Below are 22,529 nucleotides of genomic sequence, written 5' to 3'. Positions count from 1 at the left end.
ATCCATGTCCCCTCCCACCGCCACGCCCGCCCAGGAGCTGATCGACGACCTGCTCGGCCGGCAATGGATGGCCGACCTGCTCACCGAGCTGTCCGAACGGCAGCGACGCTCGGGTGAGCTGGCCGGTCAGGTCCGCGAGCTGTCCGTGACCAACGACGTCTTCCTGCCGTTCCACGCCCCGCCGTTCCCGCTCGTGGTCGCGGAGGCGTCCGGCGGCAGACTCCTCGACGTGGACGGGAACACCTATCTCGACCTCCACCTCGGCTTCGGCGGTCAGTCTCTCTGGGGCCACAACCCGCCCCGCGTGGTCGAGTTCGTCCGCGACCAGCTCGCCCGCAGCACCGGCAACGGCTACCTCAACCCGATCGAGCTCGACCTCGCCCGGCTCATGAAGGAGCTGGTGCCCCACTGCGAGAAGTTCGCGTTCCTCAACTCGGGCACGGACGCCACGAACGCCGCCATCCGGCTGGCCCGGGCGCACACCGGGCGCCGGCTGGTGGCCAAGTTCGAGGGCTGCTGGCACGGCATCCACGACATCGCCGCGCACAACACCGCGTTCATGGCGCACGGCCACCCCCGCGTCCAGCCCTTTCCCGAGATCGGCGAGGACGGCGTCCGCAGGCTGCCCGCCTTCGCCGGGGTCGAGCCGGGCGACGTGCTGGTGCTGCCGCACGACGCCGCGGTGGCCGGAGCGCTGATCGACCGGCACCGCGACGACCTGGCCTGCGTGATCGCCGATCCCGTGTGCCAGTCCTTCCCGTTCCCCGAACGGACCGTTCCCGAGGTCATCGAGATCGCCGAGCGGTGCAGGGCGCTCGGCGTGCCGTTCGTCCTGGACGAGGTGCTCACCGGGTTCCGGTTCGGCGCCGCCGGGGCGGCCGGCCGCTTCGGCATCCCCGCCGATCTCTACACGTACGGCAAGGTCGTCTCCGGGCTGGGGATCCCGATGTCGGTGGTCGGTGGCCGCGCCGAGTTGCTGGACCGGCTGCTGACCTCGGGCCAGCCCCTCGACGACATCGGCCGCAAGACGTACGCCAGCAACACCCACTCGGGGAACCAGCTCGCGCTGGCGGCGTCGTTCGCGTCGCTCAGCCTGCTGCGCGAGGCCGGCGACGCCTATTACGAGCGGACGCGGGCCAAGGTGGCCAGGGTCCAGGAGCGGCTGGCCGCGTTCCGCGCCCGAGACCGGCATCCCGCTGCGGCTGCTCGGCTTCGGCGACTTCGCCGGGACGTTGGGGTTCGTCGCGGAGGACTCCTACGACGACTACCGGACCTTCGCGGCGGCGGTGAACCCGGTCGGGCTGTTCCTGCTCACGCTGATGCTGCGCCGGCGCGGCGTCTACACGCTCAGCCTGCCCATGTTCTACACCGGGGACGCGCACGACGACGCCGACATCGACGAGCTGTGCGCGGCGGTCACCGACTCCGCCCTGGAACTGGACAAACACGGATTCCCCTTCATCCTCCCATGACACTCGACATCCACCCCGACCGGAGAGGGGAGCGGCCCGAGGCCGCTCCCGCCGAGCCGCCGCCCGGCGCGGAGAACCTGGCGGCGGTCCTCGCCGCGCGGGCGGCCCGGGAGCCCGACACGGTCGCCTACTACCTGCCGGAGCGCCCTCCGGGCGAGGACCGCCTGACCGTGGGCGACCTGTACGCGCGGGCCGGGACCGCCGCGGCGGCCCTGGCCCACGCCGGGCTGGAGCCCGGAGACCGGGCCTGCCTGTGCCTGGACACCTCGCCCGACCTGCTCGCCGCGTTGTACGGCGCCGTGCTGATGGGCGCCGTGCCGGTTCTGGTCGAGCCGCCGACGGCCTTCGGCCGCCACCACGCCTGGCTGGACCGGACGCGGCACATCGTACGGACGGTCCGGCCCGCCGTACTCGTCTGCGATCCCGAACTGCGCCCGCTCGCCGAGGAGGCCGCCGGCCCGCGGACCTCCGTCGTGTGCCCGCCGTACCAGGGGCAAGGGGCACCGCTCGTCGGCGCGGCAGCCGATCCCGGCGACACCGCGCTGATCCAGTTCAGCTCGGGCACCACCTCGGCCCCCAAGGGGATCGCGCTGAGCCATCGCGGGCTGCGCGCCGCGGTGGACGCCATCGGCCGGGCCACCCCGCTGCTGAGTGATGATGTCGCGGTGAGCTGGCTGCCGCTCCACCACGACATGGGCCTCGTGGGCGCCACACTGACGACCTTCGTCTACGGCGTGCCGGCGGTGCTCGTCAGCCCGCTGTCCTTCACCGCGCGGCCGCGGACATGGCTGGACCTGGTGCACCGCTACCGGGCCACGGTCTCACCCGCGCCGAACTTCGCCTACCGGCTCGTCGCCTCCATGGCCGGCCGCATGAAGCTGGACGGGCTCGACCTTGGCTGCTGGCGGGTGGCGTTCAACGGGGCCGAGGTGGTGGACGCGGCCACCATCCGGGCCTGGCAGGCGGCGTTGGGGCCGCACGGCTTCCGCCCCGAGGCGATGCGGTCCTGCTACGGCCTCGCGGAGGTCGGGCTGGCCGCCACGTTCTCCGAGGCGCGGGCGGTGCCCCGGATCGCGACGGTGTCCGCCTCGGCGCTGTCGCGCGACGGCGTCGTACAGCCGCCGGCCGGTGAGGACGACGGACGGGATCTCGTGTCGTCCGGGCGGCCGGTGCCCGGCGTCAAGGTGAGCGTCGTCGACGGCGACGGAGCCGGGCTGCCCGACGGCGTCGTCGGCAGGGTGCTGCTGTCCGGGGACTCGATGATGGCCGGCTATCTGGCCGAGGGCGAGCCCGGGGGCGCGGCCGCGCCGCGCGACGGCTGGCTGGACAGCGGCGACCTGGGGTTCACGCTCGACGGCGAGTTGTTCGTCACCGGGAGGAGCAAGGACCTCGTCATCGTCGCCGGGCGCAACCACCAGCCGCAGCTGTTCGAACTGGCCGCCGCCGCCGTGGACGGGGTCAGGGCCACCGGAGTGGCGGCGCTCGGCCTGCCGGACGCGGACAGCGGCACCGAGCGGCTGGTGCTCGTGGTCGAGACCCCGCTCTACCGGGACGCCGATCGGGCCGAGCTGCTGCGCCGGGAGGTGGAGCGCGCCGTCTCCGCCGGCACCGGCGTCCGCCCCGGCCGGGTGGATGTCGTACGGCCGGGGATGCTGCCGAGGACGTCGAGCGGGAAGCTGCGCCGTCCGCTCCTGGCCGCCATGCTGGCCGAGGGGACTGCCGGGACCGGGACCGAGGCCGGATGAAGCGCGGGGCGGGACGGGCTTCCCGGCCCTCCCGCCGCGGCCGTCCCTCCCGACCGGTTCGCGCCGGATCAGCGGGCGGGGCGCGGCTCCTCCGCGGGAATGTCGGGGCAGACCCGCGGCGGCCCGCCCCAGACACGCGGGCCGAGCAGGTGCAGCGTGGCGGGCATGATCAGCAGCCGGACGATGACCGCGTCCAGCACCACGGCGATGGCCAGCCCGAGTCCGAGCTGCTGGACGATGCTGATCTTCGCGGCGAGGAACGACACGAACACCGCGACCATGATGAGGGCGGCGCTGTTGACCAGGGCGGCGGTGCGCCGCATCCCCTCGTTCACCGCGTTCAGGTGGTCGCCCTGCGCCAGGTAGGACTCGCGCATGCGGGAGATCATGATGACCATGTAGTCCATGCTCAGCCCGAACATGACGGCGAACACCAGGGCCGGGGTGGTGCTGTCGATCCGCTGGCCCAGCCAGGTCTGGCTGATCAGGGTGAGCAGACCCAGGCTCGCCGCGACCACCATCGCGTTGAGGATCAGCGCCAGCAGCGGCAGCCGCCACGACCGGAACGCGCCGGCCAGCAGCACGAAGGTGATCAGCGCGGCGGTGCCGAGGATCGCCGGCATCGACCGGACCAGGACGTCGTCGAAGTCCACCCCGTGCGCCGTCGGGCCGACGACGTGCACGTCCACATCCGGCCCGACGGCCGACGGCAGCCGGTCGCGCAGGTCCCGCACCAGATCGTGCGTCCGGTCGCTGTCCGGGCCCTCCGCCGCCGTGGTCACCACCCTGGTGACGTACCGGCCCGCACTCTCGCCCCACAGTGCGGCGAACGCGGCCCTGGCCTCGTCGGGCAGCCCGGCGAGGTCCCCGGCCGCCGCCGCGCCGAGCGCCTCTCGCGGGAGGCCGAGGTCGGTGACGGCCTGGGCCGACGACACCGCCTGCCGCAGCGACCCCGTCACCTCGGTGACCGCCCGTACGCCGTCGAGCAGCGGTGCCGGGCCGTTCCGGACCGGGGCGGTCAGGACGACCTGGAGCGGGAACAGATCGCGGGGGTCGAGGTCGGCCTGCAGCCGTTCGATGCCCTGCCGGGAATCGGCGGAGGAGGGCAGGATGGACGCGCTCGCCACCGGCGCCTGCAGCCTGATCCATCCCATCGGCCACGCCAGCAGTGCGAACAGCACGGCCAACGCCAGCAGCAGCGGCACCGGCCGCCGGTGCAGCCGGGCGAGCGGTCCCGCGCCGCGCGCCCGGTCCGCGGGGGTGCCGCCGCGGCCGATCGACAGCCAGTCGATGCGCCTGCCCATGAGCCGCAGTACGGCCGGCAACAGCGTCATGGTCATGGCCAGCGCCACCATCGTCACCGTGATGCCCGCCAGCGCGATGCTCGTGAAGACCATCAGCCGGGGGATGAACAGGGCCATCAGCGCGGCCACCACGGCGAGGCCACTGAACAGCACGGCGTGGCCCGCTGTGCGCATGGCGGTCTCCAGCGCGGTGAGGTGGTCCGCGCCGGCGGCGAGCTCTTCCCGGTAGCGCCGGATGATGAACAGCGAGTAGTCGACCGCGACGGCCAGTCCGATGATCGAGACCGCGTTCGTGAAGAGGATGGAGACGTCGGTGACGCCGGCGATCAGGTAGCCGACGGCCATGGCGGTGACGAGGGCGAGCCCGGCCAGCACGACCGGCACGAGCATCGCCGCCACCGAACGGAACACCAGCAGCAGCACGACGACGAGCAGCGGAAAGGCGATCATCTCCGCGGTGGCCGCGTCCTGCTCCGACTGGATGCTCAGGTCGTAGTCCAGCGCCTGCGTGCCGGTTACATGCACCCGTACGCCATGGCCGCGCAGCGCGGCGGTCATCCGCTCTCGCAGGTCGGGGATCAGGTTCTGCACGGTGGTCGGGTCGGCGCGGAACCCGAGCCGCAGGAAGGTGGTGTGCCGGTCGGCGGAGAGCCACCGCGGCTCTTGCCGGTAGTCGGAGACCGAGGCGACGTGGGGGAGGGGCCGGGCCAGCGCCGCGGCGTGGTCCACGACCCGGGTGACATCCCCCGAGGCGTCGTGCAGGACGACCTGCAGTTCCTCCGGGACCTCGGCGAAGGCCCGCTCCAGGATCCGCTGTCCGGCCGCGCTCTCCCCGCGGGGGTTGTCGAAGCCTCCCGCCTTGAGCGCGCCGGGTAGCTGGAGCATCAGCGGCACCGAGACGGCGGCAAGGACGAGCCAGATCGCGACGACCAGTCCGGGTCGCCTCAGCGCGAGACGTGTGAGGGCGTTCACAGGCGTGCTCCTCGGTCAGACTGCACGACGATTCGCAGGAACCGACGAGCCACGGCCCCCCACCGATCTGTACCCGACCACATTCGAGCCCGGTTAGAGCCACGCTGGAGAGCAAACGGACAGGCGTGAACTGGCAGATGCCCACCTGATCGGCTAGGCGAGTGTCAGACACGACCTAACAGCCCGGTACACCTGCCGCCCTGTCCGGCGGTGCTGTGCAGACGGGAGGGTCCTCGACGTAGGCCGGATATCTCGCCATCATCGGCGCGACGACCTGGGTGTAGAGGAGGACCCCGATCGCGGCCGTGATCAGGCCGTAGATCCATGCGCCGATCTTGTTGCGGCTCGTCAGAGAGAAGAGGAGGCCCACGACCGGTGCTCCCAGGCCGAGTATCGCGGCGGCGAAGGCGAAGACGACGGCCAGTTGGGCGTTCACCGGCTCGGCGCCCGCCAGCGAGAAGCCGAACCAGAACGCCACCATCGCCAGGAACGGCGTGCCCGCGAACCAGACGATGCCCAGGGCGGCGAGTTTTCCGCCGTTCCTTTGGTCGGCGCCGTCCCACGTCACGGTCAGCAGTATTCGTCCCCGATCGTCGGCGGTGAAGCACGGAAACTTCACGGTTCCAGGGATGCTCAGCGAACAGCGGGGGAGATCCACGAGGCGCAGGAGGGCTCCAACTGCCCGACGGTGAGATCCAGATGGCGGTGCCTCGCCGTTGGCCGCCCGATGCGATCGAACGCGGTCCGCATCGGGCGGGCGTCTCATGGGCGGTCGCCGCCACGCGCCCGGCCGGCGGGCAGCAGGTAGACCAGCAGTGTCGCCACGATCGCGGTGATGAGGGTGAAGATCGAGGACATCGCCAACGCGTGCGCGGCAGCCCCGACCTTGCCTTCCGCAGCGGGACGGAAGGAACTGAAGAACACGAGTCCGATGATCGCGACCCCGAGTGCGCCGCCGACCTGCTGGGAGGTGGAGAGCACCCCGGAGGCGAGGCCGACGTCGTCCGGGTCGATTCGGCTCAGGACCGCGTTGAGCGACGGCGTGATCAGCAGGCCGCCGCCGACGCTCTGCAGCATGAGGGTCGGGATGATCAGACCGGGTGTCAGTTGGAGCCCTGACGTCAGAACGATCACGGTCGACGCGTAGCCGACGGCGAGCACGATCGCCCCGATCTCCAGCACGCGGCGGCCGTACTTCGGCACCAGCCTGCTCGCGATCACGCTGAAGACGAAGAACGTCAGCGCCGCAGGGGTGTACACCAGGCCGGCCCCGAGCGCCGACATGTCCAACCCGTCTTGCAGTGCGATGGACAGCACGAGGTAGTACGAGGTGAGGACGGCGTAGATGGCGAGCACGAGGACGATGCCGACGGAGAAGGACCGCGTCGCGAAAAGGGAGAGCCTCAGGAGGGGATCGCCGCCTCGGTTGCCGATCCAGCGCTCGACGTGGGCGAAAACGGCGAAGGCCGCGACGCTCGCGGCGAGGCTGGCCCACGTCCACCACGGCCAGCCTGCCTCGTGACCCTGAATGAGCGGGAAGACGACCAGGAACAACGCGACGGTGAGAACCGTGACTCCCGGGATGTCGATGCCGCGTGCGCGCGTCGCCCGTGACTCGGGGACGTACCGCATCGCCAGCAGGATCGTGGCGAGCCCGATCGGGACGTTGATCCAGAACACCGGCCGCCAGCCGGAGCCGAAAAGGTCGGCGCCGATCAGCAGGCCGCCGATGAGCTGACCGCCGCTCGTCGCCAGTCCGATCACCATGCCGAGGACGCCGAAGGCACGGTGGCGGTCCTTCTCGGGGACCAGCAATGTGATGACGGCGAAGACCTGCGGCACCATCAGCGCGGCGCCCAATCCCTGTGCGAGCCGTGCCGCGATGAGAGCGATCGCCGTGCCGGACAGAGCGCAGGCGGTCGAGGACAGCGTGAAGAGCGCCATTCCCAGCGTGAAGATCCGTTTGCGCCCGTGCAGGTCGCCGAGGCGGCCTCCGGTGATGAGGCACACCGCGTAGGTGAGCTGGTAGCCCGCCATGATCCACTGCAGTTCGCCGCTGGACGCGCCGAGGTCGGCTTTGATGGCCGGCTCGGCGACGACGACGATGAACGAGTCCAGAATCGCCATGAACGTGCCGACCATCACGACGGACACGGCGCGCCACGGCGTGGGAGACGAGGTCGGCGGCGCGGCCCCTCGCGCTTGGAGGGATTCGTCGATGTCGGTCACGCGGGCGTCTCCCTTGTTCCGTTCGCCGCCGAGCACGCCGGGTGGCGCGGCGGCGGTCTCATGCCTTTCCACATCGCTCGGACGCTCGATCGCTTGTCACAGAACGCGTGCCGAGCACGCCCGCGAGTCCCTTGACCAGCTCGGACGCCATCACGGCCTGACCTGATGTCGAGAAGTGGACGCGGTCCGTACTCAAGAGGTTCGGCCGGGAATTGACGGGGTGGCTCCACATGTCGACGAGCACGGCGGCATGGGTGGCCGCCAGTTCGCGGGTGATGTCGTTGAGTGCGCGCACCCGGTCGTGCCAGTCCGGGAACCTCGGCACGACGAAGGCCGCGCCGAGGGTGAACGTCGTCAGCTGGGCGCCGGTCTCCGCGGCACGCGCGAATATCCGCCGCAGGTTCCGCCCGATCTCGACGAGGTCGGGATCCGGCTGCCAGATGTCGTTCGCGCCGCACGAGATGTGGATCAGGTCGGGGCCGAACTCGAGGACCGGGCCTACCTGGTTCTCCAACGTCTTGGTGGTCGTCGCCCCGATTTTCGCGGCGTTCAGGTACGCCAGGTCGGGGCGTGCCCGGCGAAGGATGTCGGCCAGCCGGTCGGGCCATCCCAGGTTCGCGTAGCCGGGGGTCGGGTCCCCGGTCCCGGCCGCGAGGCTGTCGCCCATCGACGCGAACCGTCGCCAGGGCGCGCCGGCCAGCAGCCGCGTGGCGCTCGCCGCCGACAGGCAGAAGGGGTCGGACTCCTCTGTGGGATACATGGTCACAAAGAAAACATACGGTCGGTCGTATGTATTTCGCAATGCGGGCTGTGGCAGGATGGAGTCGATGAACGAGCCGGCGCAGCGATCAGGGGCAGACGCGGGAACCCGCCCCGACGGAGCAGGCGTGGCGGTGTCCGACCAACGCCTCCTCCGCGGCGCGCGGGCCAGACGGACGATCACACGCCACGCCGTCGATGTGGCGTCGCTGGAAGGGCTCAACGGCCTCAGCTTCGGCCGGCTGGCCGCCGACCTCGGGCTCAGCAAGAGCGGCATCCAGACGTTGTTCGCGACCAAGGAGAATCTGCAGGTCGCCGCCGTCGAGGCCGCGCGTGAGGTGTTCACCGACACGGTCGTCCGCCCGACGCAGGCCGTGTCCCGCGGCGCCGCCCGGTTGCGGGCGCTGATCGAACGATGGATGGCCTACGCCGAGACGCCGCTGTTCCCGGGCGGCTGTTTCTGGGCGGCGAACCTCGCGGACTTCGACAGCAGGCCGGGGCAGGTCCATGACGCGCTCTTCCGGCACCAGCGAGACTGGCGCGGTCTCATCGCCGGCGAACTGCGATTCGCGGCCGACACCGGCGAGATCGCCGACCTGGACGCCGACCTCGCCGCCTTCCAGATCGATGCGGTGCTCTGCGCCGCCAACACCGCCTTGCGGCTCGGCGACAAGGACGCCGGGGACAAGGTCCGTCACGTGATCGAGGGGTTCCTCGCGCCTCCTCGGTGACCCGATCCCGCCGGGGATCGGCGCCACGAGGGTGCCGAATGTACATCCATGCGGGGCGGCGCCGGTGTGCGTCCCGGGCGCGTGCGTGATGCCGCGCTCAGCCTGTGACGTGCCGCCGCTGTTCTTGTGGGGCGCCGCATCAGGTCGGAGCCGGTGATCCGGGCGCCACGCTCTCCGACCGCTCGCGTACCCGCTGTGGGCTGTGGACGGCTCAGGTGCGCCGCAGCCCCGCGTCGAGTCGGGGGAACCGCACCATCTGGGGCCGGGACATGTTCGAAGAGCCCGTATGCAGCGGCCGTACCGACTGATCGGACGGCCGCTGCATACGACGCGAGGGTCAGAGGGAGAGGATGCCGCAGACGTTCGTCCAGAGGCCCAGTCCAAGACCGGCGTTGACGTTCGCGGTGGCGAGCGTCCCGAGGTCGGCGTTGACGTTCGCGGTGGCGAGTGTCCCGAGGTCGGCGTTGACGTTCGCGGTGGCGAGTGTCCCGAGGTCGGCGTTGACGCCCGCCGCGGCCGCGACGTCCGCGGAATGTCCAACAATGAGAGGTGCGGGCACCCATGCGGTAGTCACATTCGCGTCGAGGGAAAGCCCCGCGTTCGCCCCGATGGAAAGCCCGGCGATGCCGAGCCCGCAGGCGCACGTCGCACCGGTCGCCTCGACGCCCGTGGTGAGAGTCTCCGTGGAGACATTCTCGGTGGAGACGTTCTCGGTGTTCTCTGTGGAGACGTTCTCTGTGGAGACGTTCTCTGTGGTGACCGTCTCCGTGGTGCCTGTATTGGTGGTGGCCGTCTCCGTGGTGCCCGTATTGGTGGTGCCTGTATTGGTGGTGCCTGTATTGGTGGTGGCCGTCTCCGTGTTGCCCGTATTGGTGGTGCCTGTATTCGTGGTGCCCGTATTGGTGGTGACCCCGGTGGTCGGTGGGGTTTGAGTCACCGATGGCGTCGGCGTCGGCCTGGGCGTCGGAGTCGGTGTCGGCCTGGGCGGCACGGGGGGCGGTGGGGGCAGTGTCGGCCGAGTCGGCTCCGTACGGACCCGCGGCCTGTGCGGCGTCACGACGATGTTCCGCACCGTCTGGTCCTGATGCTGGCGCTCGTGCTGTCGCTCTCGCTGGTGCTGGCGGTTCCGATTGTGGTTCCGGTTGTGGTTCCGGTTGTGGTTCTTGTTCCTGCCGATGCCACAGGAAGGACAGGTGGAGCCTCGATGGTGGCTCGTGACCACGGGGACGGGGACGCCGTCCGCGAACGCGGGGGTGATCACGCCACCCGCGGCCAGGGCGCCCCCGACCGCCACAGTGCTGATCATGAGCACTCTGGCCAGCTTGCTGGACTTGAGCAACTTGGTTCTCCTTGGAAAGGTCTCGCGTCCCGGAGTAATAATTCTCGAATCGGTTGATGGTGGAAAATACCCAACCTTGATAACCGCTCGAGATTTTCTCTGAACGCCGCTTGGCCTCTCCCGTTCGGTGGCAATCTAAACGGAGGCGGGCAGCTCTTGCCGATTTCATTTTCGTTTTTTGGTGGACGCGAGTTACTTTGCGGGGCGGTTCTCCCGAATGCCGCCGATAGGTCGAAATATCACTGATATCGCTCCTATTTCGGAGCGCGTCGTACGTCGCCGTGGCAGGCCGTCGTCCATGGTGTGACGTGAGCGGGCACGCGCCTCGCCGACGCCGAAGAGGTCGTCGCTCCGGCTGCCATCCTCGGCTCGAAGGACTGGACCACAGCCTCTGGCCTGCGCGTTCCAGCGGTCGTCTTCCCTGTGTGGGCCTCGTTTGGCCGAACTCGCCGTATGCTGTACGGTACACCGTACGGAAGAGAAAGGGGCGCGGGCTTGTACGAGCCGAGCGATGAGGAACTGAAGAGCGTCGAAGACTGGTTCGGCCAGTACGATGCGCTGGCCGAACAGGGGGAGATCGAGAGGTTGGCCGATCTGGCGGTCTTCCCGATGAACCTGGCCACCGACGTGCCGGGCGCCTTCGCGGCGGTCCGGCAGTGGACGCGCGAGGAGTACATCGAGGCGATGAAGGACGCCATGGGCGGGGGCACGGCGGGCCTCGACCTGGAGTCCACGAGGACGCCGCGCTTCATCAGCCAGAATCTCGTGCTGGTGGAAACCACGGCGACGATGACGATCGAGGGCCGGCGGGAAAGCATGCACTACGCCGACCTGCTGGTGCGCACCGAGGACGGATGGGCATTCCAGACGATGGTGCAAGGCGGGTGGGGGCACGGCTGGCCGCCGGCGAAACGCGGCTGATCCCGTGCGGGCGTCCGTGGCAGCCGACTAGCCGGTGATCGCAGACCAGGGCTGGACGAGGGGCTGAAACCGCCCGGGCCGCGTCCCGTGGGGTTGCGGCCCGGGGTCGCCTGCGCGGACAAAGGCTATTTCTCCTGCGCGCTCGACCAGTTCCCCGCCGAGCGCGGCATCCGGCTGATCCGACCGCGACCGCACGCCCCACCCTGGTGAACCGCTGCTCACGTGCATCCGCCGGCTCATCGAGTCGGTCAACGACACTCTCGGAGGCCATCTCGACCGGGAACAGCACGGCGGACGCACCATCGACGGCGTAGGAGTCCGCATCGCGCAACGCCTTCTGGCCCTGAACGCCGCCATCCGGCACAACCGAGCCGCCGGCCAACCGATCACGCGTTCCCAGACCGCCTACGACTACGACCATTAACCCCGTGGGGAACTACTCGTCTAGGCTCGCGGGCATGCCGGACACACAGTACGAAGATCTGCTCCGCCACGTGCTCGACACAGGCGCCCACAAGGAGGACCGCACGGGCACGGGCACGCGGTCGATCTTCGGTCATCAGTTGCGCTACCGGCTGGCGGACGGCTTCCCGCTGATCACGACGAAGAAGGTCCACTTCCGCTCGATCGCGTATGAGCTGCTGTGGTTCCTGCGCGGCGACGCGAACGTCAAGTGGCTGCGGGAGAACGGCATCACGATTTGGGACGAGTGGGCGGCGCCGGACGGTGATCTCGGGCCGATCTACGGCGTGCAGTGGCGGTCGTGGCCGACCCCGGACGGCGGGCACGTCGACCAGATCAGCCAGGTGCTGCGCACGCTGCGCGAGAACCCCGACTCTCGGCGGATCATCGTGTCCGCGTGGAACGTCGCCGACATCCCCCGGATGGCGCTGCCGCCGTGCCACGCGTTCTTCCAGTTCTACGTCGCCGACGGCAAGCTCTCCTGCCAGCTGTACCAGCGCAGCGCGGACCTGTTCCTCGGCGTGCCGTTCAACATCGCGAGCTACGCGCTGCTGACGCACATGATCGCCGAACAGGTGGGCCTCGGCGTCGGTGACTTCATCTGGACCGGAGGCGACTGTCACATCTACGACAACCACGAGGACCAGGTCCGCACGCAGCTCGCACGCGAGGCGCGGCCGTTCCCCACGCTCAGCCTGAAGCCTGCGGACAGCCTGTTCGACTACACCTACGAGCACATCACGCTCGACGGCTACGACCCGCACCCCGGCATCAAGGCGCCGGTGGCGGTGTGATCGGGCTCGTCTGGGCGCAGTCGGCGAACGGCGTCATCGGCCGTGACGGCACCCTGCCATGGCACCTGCCGGAGGACCTGAAGCACTTCCGCTCCCTGACCGCGGGCGCGACCGTGCTCATGGGCCGCCGCACATGGGAGTCGCTGCCCCCGCGGTTCCGGCCGCTGCCGGGCAGGCGCAATCTCGTGCTGTCGCGTACGCCGCAGGAGGGCGTGGACACGTTCCCCGACCTGTCACAGGCGCTCGACGCGATGTCGGGGGACGTGTGGGTGATCGGGGGCGCGGCGGTGTATCGGGCGGCGCTGCCGTTCGCGGACCGGATCGTGGTCACCGAGATCCGGGAGTTCTTCGAAGGCGACACGTACGCGCCGGATGTGGGGCGCTCACCGGACTCGGTTGGGGCGTGGCAGGAGTCGTCAACTGGGCTGCACTACCGGTTTCTGACCTGGGACTGAGGTCAGCGACCGGCGGCGGTTGTCGCCGGACTGGTCGGGCACGTATCGAAACGCCCCAGACATCCCGACGGGCAGGAACCGCAGTGATGGTCGGCTCCGCGGGTAAGGAGGCCTCCGATCTGACCTCGCAGCCGGTGGGCACCTGCTGACGAACGAGCGCCCGCCGGTTCCTGACCCAGCTCGTACGCTGCTCGACCAACCAGGGGCGCACCGGAGCACGCCGGGTCTTGGCTCGATCGAACAGGCAGGAATTGGATCTCCCGACGGAGCCGCTTCATCGTCTAGGGTCATGCCGCTCAGATCGATTCCACCGCTAGGAGCCGGTAACGATGTCCTATCCGCCGCCGCGATATCTGAAGGATCACGGGATCGCCAGCGCAACCTTCCGGTCGGCCGACGTACCACCGGACCTCACGATCGGCGTCAAGTCCCGGGTCGGCTATCTGGCCACCGGAGCGAGCACGGATGGCCAATTCGGTCTCTACCGCTGGGACATGGCCGCGATCCCGAACGGGCCCGGCGCCCATTTCCACCGGACCATTTCCGAGTCGTTCTTCGTCCTGGAGGGCACCGTCTCGCTGTACAACGGCGAGCGGTGGCTGGACGCGACACCGGGCGACTTCCTGTACGTGCCGCCGGGCGGGGTCCACGCCTTCAGTAACAATTCCGATGCGCCTGCTTCCATGCTGGTGCTGTTCACGCCGGGTGCACCCCGGGAGGCGTACTTCCAGGAACTCGCCGAAATCGTCGCTTCCGGCCGCCGGCTCACCGAGGAGGAATGGACTGAGCTGTATGCCAAGCACGACCAGTACGCGGCACCCTGAATCACGCTTGAGTGATAATCCGGACGCCGCTATCGCTGTCCTGAACGGCAGCGCGACCTTGTTGGGGGCCGCAGGTCGCGGAAGAGCCCGGGGCGGGACGTCGGTTCGGTGAATGTGCCTTCGGCGGGCACGCGTCCGCCTTCCATGAAGGTGATCCGGTCGGCGACGATCGTGTTGGGGCGATCCACTCTGATCGCCCCGTCTTGGCGAACGCTTAAGCCTCGGATCGATGGAGCCGTCACCGCGGACCGGCGCGCGCGAGGTGGGCGCGCCGGGTGAGGCGGAGACGATCAGGAGACCTTCGTCGGCACTCTGATCTCGCCTTTCGCGATCTTCCTGGCGAACGCGTCGAGCGTGGCCTTGATGTCGTTGACCCGCCCGCCGGTGGTGGCGTAGCCCACGGCTCCGGCCTTCAGCCCGTACACGGTGACGCCATGCCTCGCCTCCTTGCGGAGGAAACGCTTGAGGAAGTCGTAAACCGCGACGTCGGCTTTCTTCACGGCTGAGGTGAGGATGACGTCCTTCACCCTGGCGTCGGCGCTCCTGGCCTGGTCGAAGTCGCAACCGATGGCCATGCCACCCGCCGCCTTGGCGGCCGCGAACACGCCCTGGCCCGAGCGCTCCGCAGCGTGGAACACCACGTCGGCGCCCTTGTCGAACAGGGCGCGGGCTTTCGATCTGCCTTGATCCGGGCTGTTGAAGCCGCTGAAGTCCGGGGGCATGGTGATGTAGCGCGCGTCTATCTGGATGTCGTGGTCGACCGCCCTCGCACCTGCCTGGAACCCCGCCTGATACCTCTGGATCAGCGGCACCTTCACGCCGCCCAGGAAGCCGATGTGGCGGGTGTCCGACTTCAACGCGGCAGCAGCGCCGGCCAGGAAGGCGGCCTCGTTCTCCGCGAAGACCAGGTTGGAGATGTTCGCCCGCCGGGGCGACTCGTCATCCACGATGGCGAAGGTCGTACGGGGATACTCCTCCGCGACCTTCAGCACCGCCAAGTCGTAGTAGAAGCCGACCGCGATGACGGGGTTGTGACCGCTGCGGGCGAGCTTGCGGAGCAGGTTCTCCAAATCCGCGTCGCTGTCACTGACGCTCGCCTCCAGCTCCTGGCTCGGGCCGAGCCTCAGCTTCCGCACGGCTCGGTCCAGACCCGCCGCCGCGCTGTCGTTGAGCGCCTGGTCGCCGCGGCCCCCGATGCCGTACGCGATGCCGACCTTGATTTTCCCGGCTGGGGTACCGGTGTTCCCGGCGGCATTCGCGCTCGCCGCGGCGCCGGCCGGTCCGGCGCACACGCTCATGGCGAAGGTGAGGAGGAGGGCGGCCCCGGTGTGCGAGACAACGCGGCGCTGAGAATCGTTCATGTGGGAATCCCCCTGTAGACGCCCCCGAACGCGATCAAGTCGCCCCGAATATAGATGGCATGTGCCGGTATGTGAATCGCTCGGGATCCGCAGACCGCCGACGTGCGGATCCAGCCAGGCCGCTCGTACGAGGGCGCGGGGGAGCGGCCGTCGAACCGGTGACCGACCGGCTCGGCGGCTACGGCATGAACCCCGAACGCCGGGCGACGATCACGGTCTCCATCCGGCTGTGGGTGCCGAGCTTGCGCATGATGGTGCGCAGGTAGCTCTTGACCGTCTCGGGGAGTATGCCGAGGCGGCGCCCCGTCTCGGCGTTTCCGCACCCCATCGCGACCAGGGCCAGCACGTCCAGCTCCCGCGGCGACAGCGGGTTCTCACGAAGGGGCCCGCCGTTGGAGCGCGCCAGCCGGTCGCAGGCGTCCTGGAGGCGCAGACGGAGCGCGGGATCGGCGATCTCCTGTGCGATCGACCGCAGCTGGGCGTGCACCTGGCGGACTTCCTCCCACTCCGGGGCGGTCGGCGCCTCACGCGCCGCGCGGATGATCGCGGCCGTCTCCAGTTCGACCATTCGGCGCTCGACCTCGCGCCGTACGGTCAGCTCGATGCCCATGCGGAGGGCGACCTGAGTCATGGCGTCCAGCACGCGGGTGCTGAGGGACAGCGACTCGCGGGTCCCGCCGTACAGGACCCCGAACACCGAGCCGTCGATCGTGACCGGCACGGCCGCGATCGCCCGCATCCCTTCGGCGATCACGGGCTTGTCGTACTCATGGCTGATCCGCACGTCGGTGGTGTAGTCGTCGACGCTGCCGGGGCGTCCGGTGACGAGCACCCGGCCGCCGAGTCCGTTGCCGGCGCCGATGACCAGGCCACGCAGGGCGCCGGTCAGCGTCCCGGTGAACTCCATGAGCCGTACGTCCCGCCGCGCGGCTGACACCGCACCGCCGAACGCGACGGGGAGTCCCGTCATCCGGCGCATCCGCGCCAGGGCGGTGTGCAGCGCCTCGCGTTCGTGTTCCGGGTTGCTGACCGGCGCGGGTGTTACGGCCATATCACCGGAATGTAATGAGATTTGCTGGTCGGAGCCATCCCCCGAACGGGGGTAGTGGACCGCGGCATTCATGCCGATGCTGCGTCCATGGGCGACTTACTTCTCTCGTACTCCTCCGGCACCTCGGACGTCCCTCTGCTCGGGGAGACGATCGGGGAGAACCTCGAACGCACCGTGGCGCGCTTCGGTGATCGCGAGGCGCTGGTGGACGTGGCGACCGGGCGCCGCTGGACGTACGCCGAGTTCGACGCCGCGGTGAACGAGGTCGCGCTCGGACTGATGGCCCGCGGCGTCGCCAAGGGCGACCGGGTCGGCATCTGGGCTCCCAACTGCGCCGAATGGGTGCTCCTGCAGTACGCCACCGCGAAGATCGGCGCGATCCTCGTCAACGTCAACCCGTCGTACCGCAGCCACGAGCTCGCCTACGTGGTGCGACAGTCCGGCATGCGGCTGCTGGTCAGCGCGGTCGCGCACCGGGGCAGCGACTACCGGGCGATGATCGCCGAGATCGGGTTCGCGGACGCCGTGTTCATCGGCGAGCACGGATGGGACGACCTGGTCGAGAGCGGCAGGCGCGGTGACCCCGCCCTCCTGCGGGAACGGGCGGCGACGCTGACCTTCGACGACCCGATCAACATCCAGTACACCTCGGGCACCACGGGCTTCCCCAAGGGAGCCACGCTGTCGCACCACAACATCCTGAACAACGGCTACTTCGTGGGCGAGCTGGTCGGCTACACCGAGGCCGACCGGGTCTGCCTGCCGGTCCCGCTGTATCACTGCTTCGGGATGGTCATGGGCAACCTGGCCGTGACCTCGCACGGCTCGTGCATCGTGCTTCCCGCACCCGGCTTCGACCCCGAGCTCACGCTGCGCGCCGTCGAGCAGGAGCGCTGCACCTCCCTGTACGGCGTGCCCACCATGTTCATCGCCGAGCTCGGTCACCCGGACTTCGCCGCCTTCGACCTGTCCGGCCTGCGTACGGGGATCATGGCCGGCTCGCCCTGCCCGGTCGAGGTGATGAAGCGCGTCGTCGCCGAGATGAACATGAGCGAGGTGGCGATCTGCTACGGCATGACGGAGACCTCTCCGGTGTCGACGATGACGCGGCGCGACGACGGCCTGGCCCGCCGTACCGAGACGGTCGGCCGCGCCATGCCGCACATCGAGGTCAAGGTGGTCGACCCCGCGTCGGGCCTGACGCTGCCGCGCGGTGAGACCGGGGAGCTGTGCACCCGGGGATACTCGGTCATGCTCGGATATTGGGAGCAGCCGGACGCCACGGCCGAGGCGATCGACACCGCCCGCTGGATGCACACCGGCGATCTGGCCGTCATGGACGCCGAGGGCTACGTCAACATCGTGGGCCGGATCAAGGACATGGTCATCCGCGGCGGCGAGAACATCTACCCGCGCGAGATCGAGGAGTTTCTCTACACCCATCCCGACATCGCCGACGTCCAGGTGATCGGTGTGCCGGACGAGAAGTACGGCGAGGAGCTCATGGCCTGGATCGTCATGCGGCCGGGGACCGAGCCGCTCACCGGCGCACATGTCAAGGAGTTCTGCGCGGGGCGGCTCACCCACTACAAGATCCCGCGCTACATCCATGTCGTGGACGCGTTCCCCATGACGGTCACGGGAAAGATCCGCAAGGTGGAGATGCGCGAGCGCGCCGTCGAGATCCTCGACCTGCACGACGCGGCCCGCGTCCGCAACGCGTGATCGCTCCGCCCCAACCGTGATGCGGCGGGCCTCACGCCAAGGAGCGCTCCGTCAGAGGTCCAACCCGATCACGACTCCGGCACCGGGATCATTGGGGCGGACATGTGCGTAGTGGAGTTGCTGGGGGGGCGGACGTGATCAACGTGCTGCTGGCCGAGGACATGCATCTCATCAGGGGGGCGTTGGCCGCGCTGATCGAGTTGGAGGACGACATGCGGGTCGTCGGAGAGGTGGCCACAGGGGAGGAGGCGGTCGCGCGCGGGCTCGAACTGCGTCCTGAGGTCGTGGTGCTGGACATCCAGATGCCGGGACGGCTGGACGGGATCGCGGCGGCGGAGGAGTTGCGGGCGCGGGCGCCGGAGTGTGCGCTCCTCATGCTGACCTCGGCAGGGAGGACGGAGACGCTCCGCAGGGCGCTGGCGGCCGGGGCGCGTGGCTTCATGCTGAAGGACGCGCCGCCCGCCCGGCTGGCCGAGGCGATCCGGCGGGTCGCCGCGGGCGAGTCCGTCATCGATCCGAGCCTGGCCGCCGCGGCCATCACCGAGCGGCCGAACCCGCTGACCCCGCGCGAGGCCGAGGTTCTGCGCCGGGCGGGTGAGGGCGCCGACCTGGCCGAGATCGCGGCCGGCCTGTTCCTGAGCAAGGGGACGGTGCGGAACTATCTCGGCGCGATCGTCACGAAGCTAGACGCGCGCAATCGGCTCGACGCCGTCCGCATCGCCGCCGAGAACGGCTGGATATAGGACGGTCAGCCGGTACTCGCCGCCGTCGCTCCCGGCGGTCAGCGTGCCGCCCGCGGCGGCGACGCGTGCGGTGAGGTTGGCCGTTCCGCTGCCGGTTCCCCGGACGGCGCGGGCGCCGTCGTTGACGACCCGCAGTCCGGCCGGGGTGATGTCGATGAGGCAGTACGTGGCGTCGCTGTGCCGCAGCACGTTGGTGACGGCCTCGCGCAGGACGATCGCGAGCAGCGCGTCGTCCCGCCCCGACTCCCGGCGTACGGTGACCTCGACGCCCGCCGCCTCGAGGACGGAGCGGGCCGAGTCCAGCTCGGCGGCCAGCGACAGCCGAGGGTCGGGATCGGCGGGGATGGCGCGCAGCGCGGCCAGGGATCGGCGGGCGATCGCGGCGATCTCCGCGAGCTGCTCTCCGGAGCCCTCCGGCCCCAGCCGCCCGGCCAGCTCGGCCTTGACCGTGATGGCGGAGAGCCCGTAGCCGAGGAGGTCGTGGACGTCGCGGGAGATGCGCCTGCGCTCGTCGGCCGCGGCGAGCGCCGCCAGTGCGCGCCGCGCCTCCCTCGCCTCGAATACCAGCGCGGTCTGCGTGGTCAGCCCGTAGAACATGGCCGCGATGGCGACGGCGTTGAACGTCCAGTACAGGTTCTCGGCGGGGGAGTAGCCGCGGACGGCGAGTACGGCCGGCAGCGACATGACGATCACTCCGGCCAGCGGCCACCAGGGCCGCCCGAAGATCAGGAAACCGGCCACGGCGAACCCGGCGAGCTGCGGATAGGGCTGCCCCGGATACAGGAGCGTGACGGCAGTGAGCAGGACCATCGCGGCGGACGTCCAGACGGCGTGCCGTGGCCGCGCGCCGGGCGGCCGCGGCAGCGCGTGGTGCAGCTGCAACCCGAGGATCGCCGCGGCCAGCAGTGAGAGCGCGGGACGCCCCTGGAGGTAGATCAGCGAGGTCGCGAGGTACCCGGCGTGCACCGCGACCAGGATCGGCAGCGCCAGCCGGGGTGTGAGATCCGGCTCGGGCACGGGTTCGCCCGCCGCGCTCGGTACGGCACGGGCTCGCGAGGCCGCCGACCGGGAGACCTCGGCGATCCGCGCCGTGTCACCGCGCCCGACGAGAGCGATGATCGTGGACAGGATCGTTCCGAGGGCGGCCTCCAGCTCGTGGGCGGCCCGTGACCGCTCGGCGGAGACCGCCCTGGCGGCGAACTGCGCGCGTGCCGCGTGGACGGCGGCGCGCGTGTCGCCGAGCCGGGTCACCCCGAACAGGACCAGCCCCTGGCACGCGGCGTTCAGCACCGCGAGCGCGATGCCGAACGGCGTCGCGGGCGCGAGAAGGGCCGCCGCGGCGACCACCGCCCCGAAGAGGCACCAGCGGGCCGCCCCGCGCAGGACGAGCAGCGCCGACGCCGCGACCATGCCCGCCGCGGCCGGCCCCGCCCACGGCAGGAGCAGGACCTGGGCCGCCAACGGCCAGCGGCTGCGCCACGGCGTCAGGCAGTACACCAATTGGAGTGCGAGAACGAGGGCGAACGGCGGGCTCGGCACCGGATGGAGCGGATCCACCGCGACGCCCAGGAGAACCACCAGAACGATCAGCACGTTACGCACCATATGTCCTGATCGTGCATTCTCCATGCCGGACCATGGCGCCAGACACTGTCGAGGGGCGAGGCCCGCGCAACACACTGACGGCCATGAAGAAAGCGGTCATCGCGGCCCTCGCCGTCCTCACCCTTCACGCCGCCCCTGCTCACGCCGACGACCTCGGAGCGACCGCGGCCCGCCCCGCCGCCGCGCACGGCGCCGCCGCGCACGGTGCCTCCGCGCACGGCGCCTCCGCGCACGGCGACGAGCTCGGCGCGACGATCGACCGGGCCGTCCCCGCCCTCCTCGCCGAAGACAAGATCCCGGGTGCGGCCGTCGTCGTCGTCGAGAACGGGAAGACGGTGTTCAGCAAGGGCTACGGGCTCGCGGACGTGGGATCGGGCCGGCCGGTCGACACCGCCACGCCGTTCCTCACCGGCTCGCTGGCCAAGGTGTTCACCGCCGAGGCCGTCCTGCGCCTGGTCCGGGAGGGCAAGCTCGATCTGAACACCGACGTCAACCGCTACCTCACGACTTTCAAGATCGAGGATACCTACCCGGGCCGTCCGGTGACCTTGGAGCACATGCTCACCTACACCGCGGGCTTCGACGACGACATCGTCGGCCTCGCCCGCGAGGATCCGGCGACGCTGCCCTCCCTCGCCGAGAGCGTCGAGGCTGCCCAGCCACGCCGGGTCCGGCCGCCCGGCACCCTGATCGCCTACGACAACTACGCCCTCGCCCTCGCGGGCTACCTCGTCGAAGTGGCGTCAGGCGAACCGTTCGCGCAGTACGTCGCCGAGCACGTCTTCGCCGCACACGGCATGACCGGCTCGAGCGCCGCCCTCCCGCACTCCGCCGCGATCGGGACACGGCTGGCCCACGGCTACCGCCCGGACGGCGACGGCTACGCCGAGCAGAAGGGCCAGTACAGCCCCTGGACGCCGTCCGGCACCGGTCCCGTCGTCACGCCCGCCGACATGGCCCGGTACATGATCGACCAGCTCAAGGGCGATCCCATCGCCCGGCAGATGCAGGAACGGCACTTCACCGCTGACCGGCGCATGCCCGGCATGGGCTACACCCTGGAGGAACGGCCGCGAAACGGCCGCCGGATCCTCTACAAGGACGGCGACGTCCCCGGCTATCACAACGCCATGGCCCTCATGCCGGACCAGAGGTTCGGCGTCTACGTCGCCTTCAACGGCGACGGCACATCCGGCGCCGCCGCCTGGGACGCGCAGAAGCTCCTCACCCAGATCATCGACCGGCGCTTCCCCGCGCCCGCCGCGCCCACCGCGTCCGCGCCCACGCCGCTCACCACGGACGTCTCCAGGTACGCCGGCTCCTACCGTTCCGCCCGTACCAGCCGCAGCAGCCTGATGAAGGCCTCGACCCTGTTCTTCGTCCCGACCGTCACGGCCAACCCCGACGGCACCCTCACCACGTCCGGCCTCTCCCCGGACCCCGACCGATCGACCCAGCACTGGATCCAGATCGCCCCGGGCCTCTTCCAGGAACGCGACGGCCAGGCCCGCATCTCCTTCCCCGGCGACGGGACCCTCGTCTCCTCCGCCCTCCCCTCGGAGGTCTACGAGGAAGTCCCCTGGTACGACGCCCCCACCCTGAACGTTCCGCTCTTCGCGGTCGGCGCCCTCGCCCTGCTCCTCGCCGCCCTCGGCCTGCCCCTGGCCGCCGCCGTCCGCCGTGTCCGCAGGGCTCGCTCACCGCTCCCGGCCCGCCTCGCCACCCTCACGGCCTGGATCGGCGGCGTCCTGGCCACCGTCTTCCTCGCCGGGTTCGCGCTCCTCATGGCCGACCCCAACGTCCTCATGGCGGCGCTGCCCCTGAACTCTCCGCTTCTCGCCGCCCTCCCCGTCCTGGCCACCCTCGCCCTGGCCTTCGCCGTCCCGATGGTCCCGGCCGTCGCCGTCGCGTGGCGCGCCCGCTGGTGGAGCCTGCCCTCCCGGATCGCGTACACCCTGCTCACGCTGGCGGCGGCCGCCTATTTCACGATCGCCTTCAACTACCACCTCCTGCTCTTCTGAGCCGATGGTGATCGAA

The 22,529-nt window shown here is 70.2% G+C and carries 17 protein-coding genes and 1 pseudogene; 10 read left to right on the top strand and 8 right to left on the bottom strand.

The annotated features are described in order from the left end of the window. Nucleotides 1–4: 4 nt before the first annotated feature. Nucleotides 5–3,217, top strand: coding sequence for an aminotransferase class III-fold pyridoxal phosphate-dependent enzyme (locus tag AWQ68_RS16965; protein ID WP_066941445.1), 3,213 nt, complete (start codon nucleotides 5–7; stop codon nucleotides 3,215–3,217). A gap of 68 nt (nucleotides 3,218–3,285) precedes the next feature. Here the strand turns inward: AWQ68_RS16965 and AWQ68_RS16960 are convergent, their stop codons facing one another. From AWQ68_RS16960 to AWQ68_RS16945, 4 genes are all read right to left on the bottom strand, one after another. Then, nucleotides 3,286–5,493 carry an MMPL family transporter gene (locus AWQ68_RS16960; protein WP_084464093.1) on the bottom strand — a complete coding sequence of 736 codons (2,208 nt, stop codon included), beginning with the start codon at nucleotides 5,491–5,493 and terminating at the stop codon, nucleotides 3,286–3,288. 175 nt (nucleotides 5,494–5,668) lie between these two features. Further along, the gene (locus AWQ68_RS16955) at nucleotides 5,669–6,061 is read right to left on the bottom strand and encodes a hypothetical protein (protein WP_157545379.1); all 393 of its coding nucleotides are present in this window, start codon (nucleotides 6,059–6,061) and stop codon (nucleotides 5,669–5,671) included. A gap of 194 nt (nucleotides 6,062–6,255) precedes the next feature. Continuing rightward, nucleotides 6,256–7,794: an MFS transporter gene (locus tag AWQ68_RS16950; RefSeq protein WP_218006903.1), complete on the bottom strand. Its 1,539-nt coding sequence runs from the start codon at nucleotides 7,792–7,794 to the stop codon at nucleotides 6,256–6,258. Continuing rightward, nucleotides 7,781–8,482: an SGNH/GDSL hydrolase family protein gene (locus AWQ68_RS16945; protein ID WP_066941711.1), complete on the bottom strand. Its 702-nt coding sequence runs from the start codon at nucleotides 8,480–8,482 to the stop codon at nucleotides 7,781–7,783. The genes AWQ68_RS16950 and AWQ68_RS16945 overlap by 14 nt, the downstream gene beginning before the upstream one ends. Before the next feature lie 127 nt (nucleotides 8,483–8,609). Here AWQ68_RS16945 and AWQ68_RS16940 point away from each other — a divergent pair, with 127 nt between their 5' ends. Further along, nucleotides 8,610–9,212: a TetR/AcrR family transcriptional regulator gene (locus AWQ68_RS16940; protein ID WP_066941441.1), complete on the top strand. Its 603-nt coding sequence runs from the start codon at nucleotides 8,610–8,612 to the stop codon at nucleotides 9,210–9,212. A gap of 337 nt (nucleotides 9,213–9,549) precedes the next feature. Here AWQ68_RS16940 and AWQ68_RS43975 read toward each other — a convergent pair whose 3' ends face one another. After that, nucleotides 9,550–10,149, bottom strand: a complete 600-nt coding sequence (locus tag AWQ68_RS43975; RefSeq protein WP_157545377.1) for a hypothetical protein — start codon at nucleotides 10,147–10,149, stop codon at nucleotides 9,550–9,552. Nucleotides 10,150–11,046: 897 nt separating this feature from the next. Here AWQ68_RS43975 and AWQ68_RS16925 point away from each other — a divergent pair. From AWQ68_RS16925 to AWQ68_RS16910, 5 genes and pseudogenes are all read left to right on the top strand, one after another. After that, the gene (locus AWQ68_RS16925) at nucleotides 11,047–11,472 is read left to right on the top strand and encodes a hypothetical protein (protein WP_084464092.1); all 426 of its coding nucleotides are present in this window, start codon (nucleotides 11,047–11,049) and stop codon (nucleotides 11,470–11,472) included. Between the two features lie 96 nt (nucleotides 11,473–11,568). Continuing rightward, a pseudogene (locus AWQ68_RS46360) lies at nucleotides 11,569–11,896 on the top strand (IS982 family transposase); the annotation flags it as partial. A 34-nt stretch (nucleotides 11,897–11,930) separates the two neighbouring features. Beyond that, nucleotides 11,931–12,728, top strand: coding sequence for a thymidylate synthase (locus tag AWQ68_RS16920; RefSeq protein WP_066941435.1), 798 nt, complete (start codon nucleotides 11,931–11,933; stop codon nucleotides 12,726–12,728). Next, the gene (locus tag AWQ68_RS16915) at nucleotides 12,725–13,183 is read left to right on the top strand and encodes a dihydrofolate reductase (RefSeq protein ID WP_066941433.1); all 459 of its coding nucleotides are present in this window, start codon (nucleotides 12,725–12,727) and stop codon (nucleotides 13,181–13,183) included. The genes AWQ68_RS16920 and AWQ68_RS16915 overlap by 4 nt, the downstream gene beginning before the upstream one ends. Nucleotides 13,184–13,512: 329 nt before the next feature. Then, nucleotides 13,513–14,007 (top strand): cupin domain-containing protein, encoded by a 495-nt coding sequence (locus AWQ68_RS16910; RefSeq protein WP_066941431.1) that lies wholly within the window; start codon nucleotides 13,513–13,515, stop codon nucleotides 14,005–14,007. Between the two features lie 290 nt (nucleotides 14,008–14,297). Here AWQ68_RS16910 and AWQ68_RS16905 read toward each other — a convergent pair whose 3' ends face one another. Next, nucleotides 14,298–15,368 (bottom strand): BMP family lipoprotein, encoded by a 1,071-nt coding sequence (locus tag AWQ68_RS16905; RefSeq protein ID WP_066941430.1) that lies wholly within the window; start codon nucleotides 15,366–15,368, stop codon nucleotides 14,298–14,300. Nucleotides 15,369–15,546: 178 nt separating this feature from the next. Continuing rightward, complete coding sequence (locus tag AWQ68_RS16900) at nucleotides 15,547–16,419, bottom strand: LuxR C-terminal-related transcriptional regulator (RefSeq protein WP_066941428.1); 873 nt, start codon at nucleotides 16,417–16,419, stop codon at nucleotides 15,547–15,549. Nucleotides 16,420–16,506: 87 nt separating this feature from the next. Here AWQ68_RS16900 and AWQ68_RS16895 point away from each other — a divergent pair, with 87 nt between their 5' ends. Both AWQ68_RS16895 and AWQ68_RS16890 read left to right on the top strand, forming a co-directional pair. Next, nucleotides 16,507–18,144: an AMP-binding protein gene (locus AWQ68_RS16895; RefSeq protein ID WP_066941427.1), complete on the top strand. Its 1,638-nt coding sequence runs from the start codon at nucleotides 16,507–16,509 to the stop codon at nucleotides 18,142–18,144. A 134-nt stretch (nucleotides 18,145–18,278) separates the two neighbouring features. After that, the gene (locus AWQ68_RS16890; RefSeq protein WP_066941425.1) at nucleotides 18,279–18,887 is read left to right on the top strand and encodes a response regulator transcription factor; all 609 of its coding nucleotides are present in this window, start codon (nucleotides 18,279–18,281) and stop codon (nucleotides 18,885–18,887) included. Here the strand turns inward: AWQ68_RS16890 and AWQ68_RS16885 are convergent. Then, nucleotides 18,828–20,480, bottom strand: a complete 1,653-nt coding sequence (locus tag AWQ68_RS16885; protein ID WP_157545375.1) for a sensor histidine kinase — start codon at nucleotides 20,478–20,480, stop codon at nucleotides 18,828–18,830. The two genes, AWQ68_RS16890 and AWQ68_RS16885, sit on opposite strands and share 60 nt — an antisense overlap. 95 nt (nucleotides 20,481–20,575) lie before the next feature. On the opposite strand from AWQ68_RS16885, the gene AWQ68_RS16880 reads away from it, so the two are divergent. Further along, entirely contained in the window at nucleotides 20,576–22,513 is a 1,938-nt protein-coding gene (locus tag AWQ68_RS16880; protein WP_066941421.1) for a serine hydrolase domain-containing protein, read from the top strand. Nucleotides 22,514–22,529: the final 16 nt, after the last annotated feature.

It is taken from the genome of Microtetraspora fusca (assembly GCF_001570365.1).
Taxonomy (GTDB): Bacteria; Actinomycetota; Actinomycetes; order Streptosporangiales; family Streptosporangiaceae; genus Microtetraspora; species Microtetraspora fusca.
This window is presented reverse-complemented; position numbering and strand designations above follow the sequence as displayed.

Excerpts from the sequence above, each read along its gene's own strand:
- AWQ68_RS16900 (WP_066941428.1), bottom strand. The coding sequence starts at position 16,419 with ATGGCCGTAACACCCGCGCCGGTCAGCAACCCGGAACACGAACGCGAG.
- AWQ68_RS16920 (WP_066941435.1), top strand. The coding sequence starts at position 11,931 with ATGCCGGACACACAGTACGAAGATCTGCTCCGCCACGTGCTCGACACA.
- AWQ68_RS16895 (WP_066941427.1), top strand. The coding sequence starts at position 16,507 with ATGGGCGACTTACTTCTCTCGTACTCCTCCGGCACCTCGGACGTCCCT.
- AWQ68_RS16965 (WP_066941445.1), top strand. The coding sequence starts at position 5 with ATGTCCCCTCCCACCGCCACGCCCGCCCAGGAGCTGATCGACGACCTG.
- AWQ68_RS16910 (WP_066941431.1), top strand. The coding sequence starts at position 13,513 with ATGTCCTATCCGCCGCCGCGATATCTGAAGGATCACGGGATCGCCAGC.
- AWQ68_RS16905 (WP_066941430.1), bottom strand. The coding sequence starts at position 15,368 with ATGAACGATTCTCAGCGCCGCGTTGTCTCGCACACCGGGGCCGCCCTC.
- AWQ68_RS16880 (WP_066941421.1), top strand. The coding sequence starts at position 20,576 with ATGAAGAAAGCGGTCATCGCGGCCCTCGCCGTCCTCACCCTTCACGCC.
- AWQ68_RS16945 (WP_066941711.1), bottom strand. The coding sequence starts at position 8,482 with ATGTATCCCACAGAGGAGTCCGACCCCTTCTGCCTGTCGGCGGCGAGC.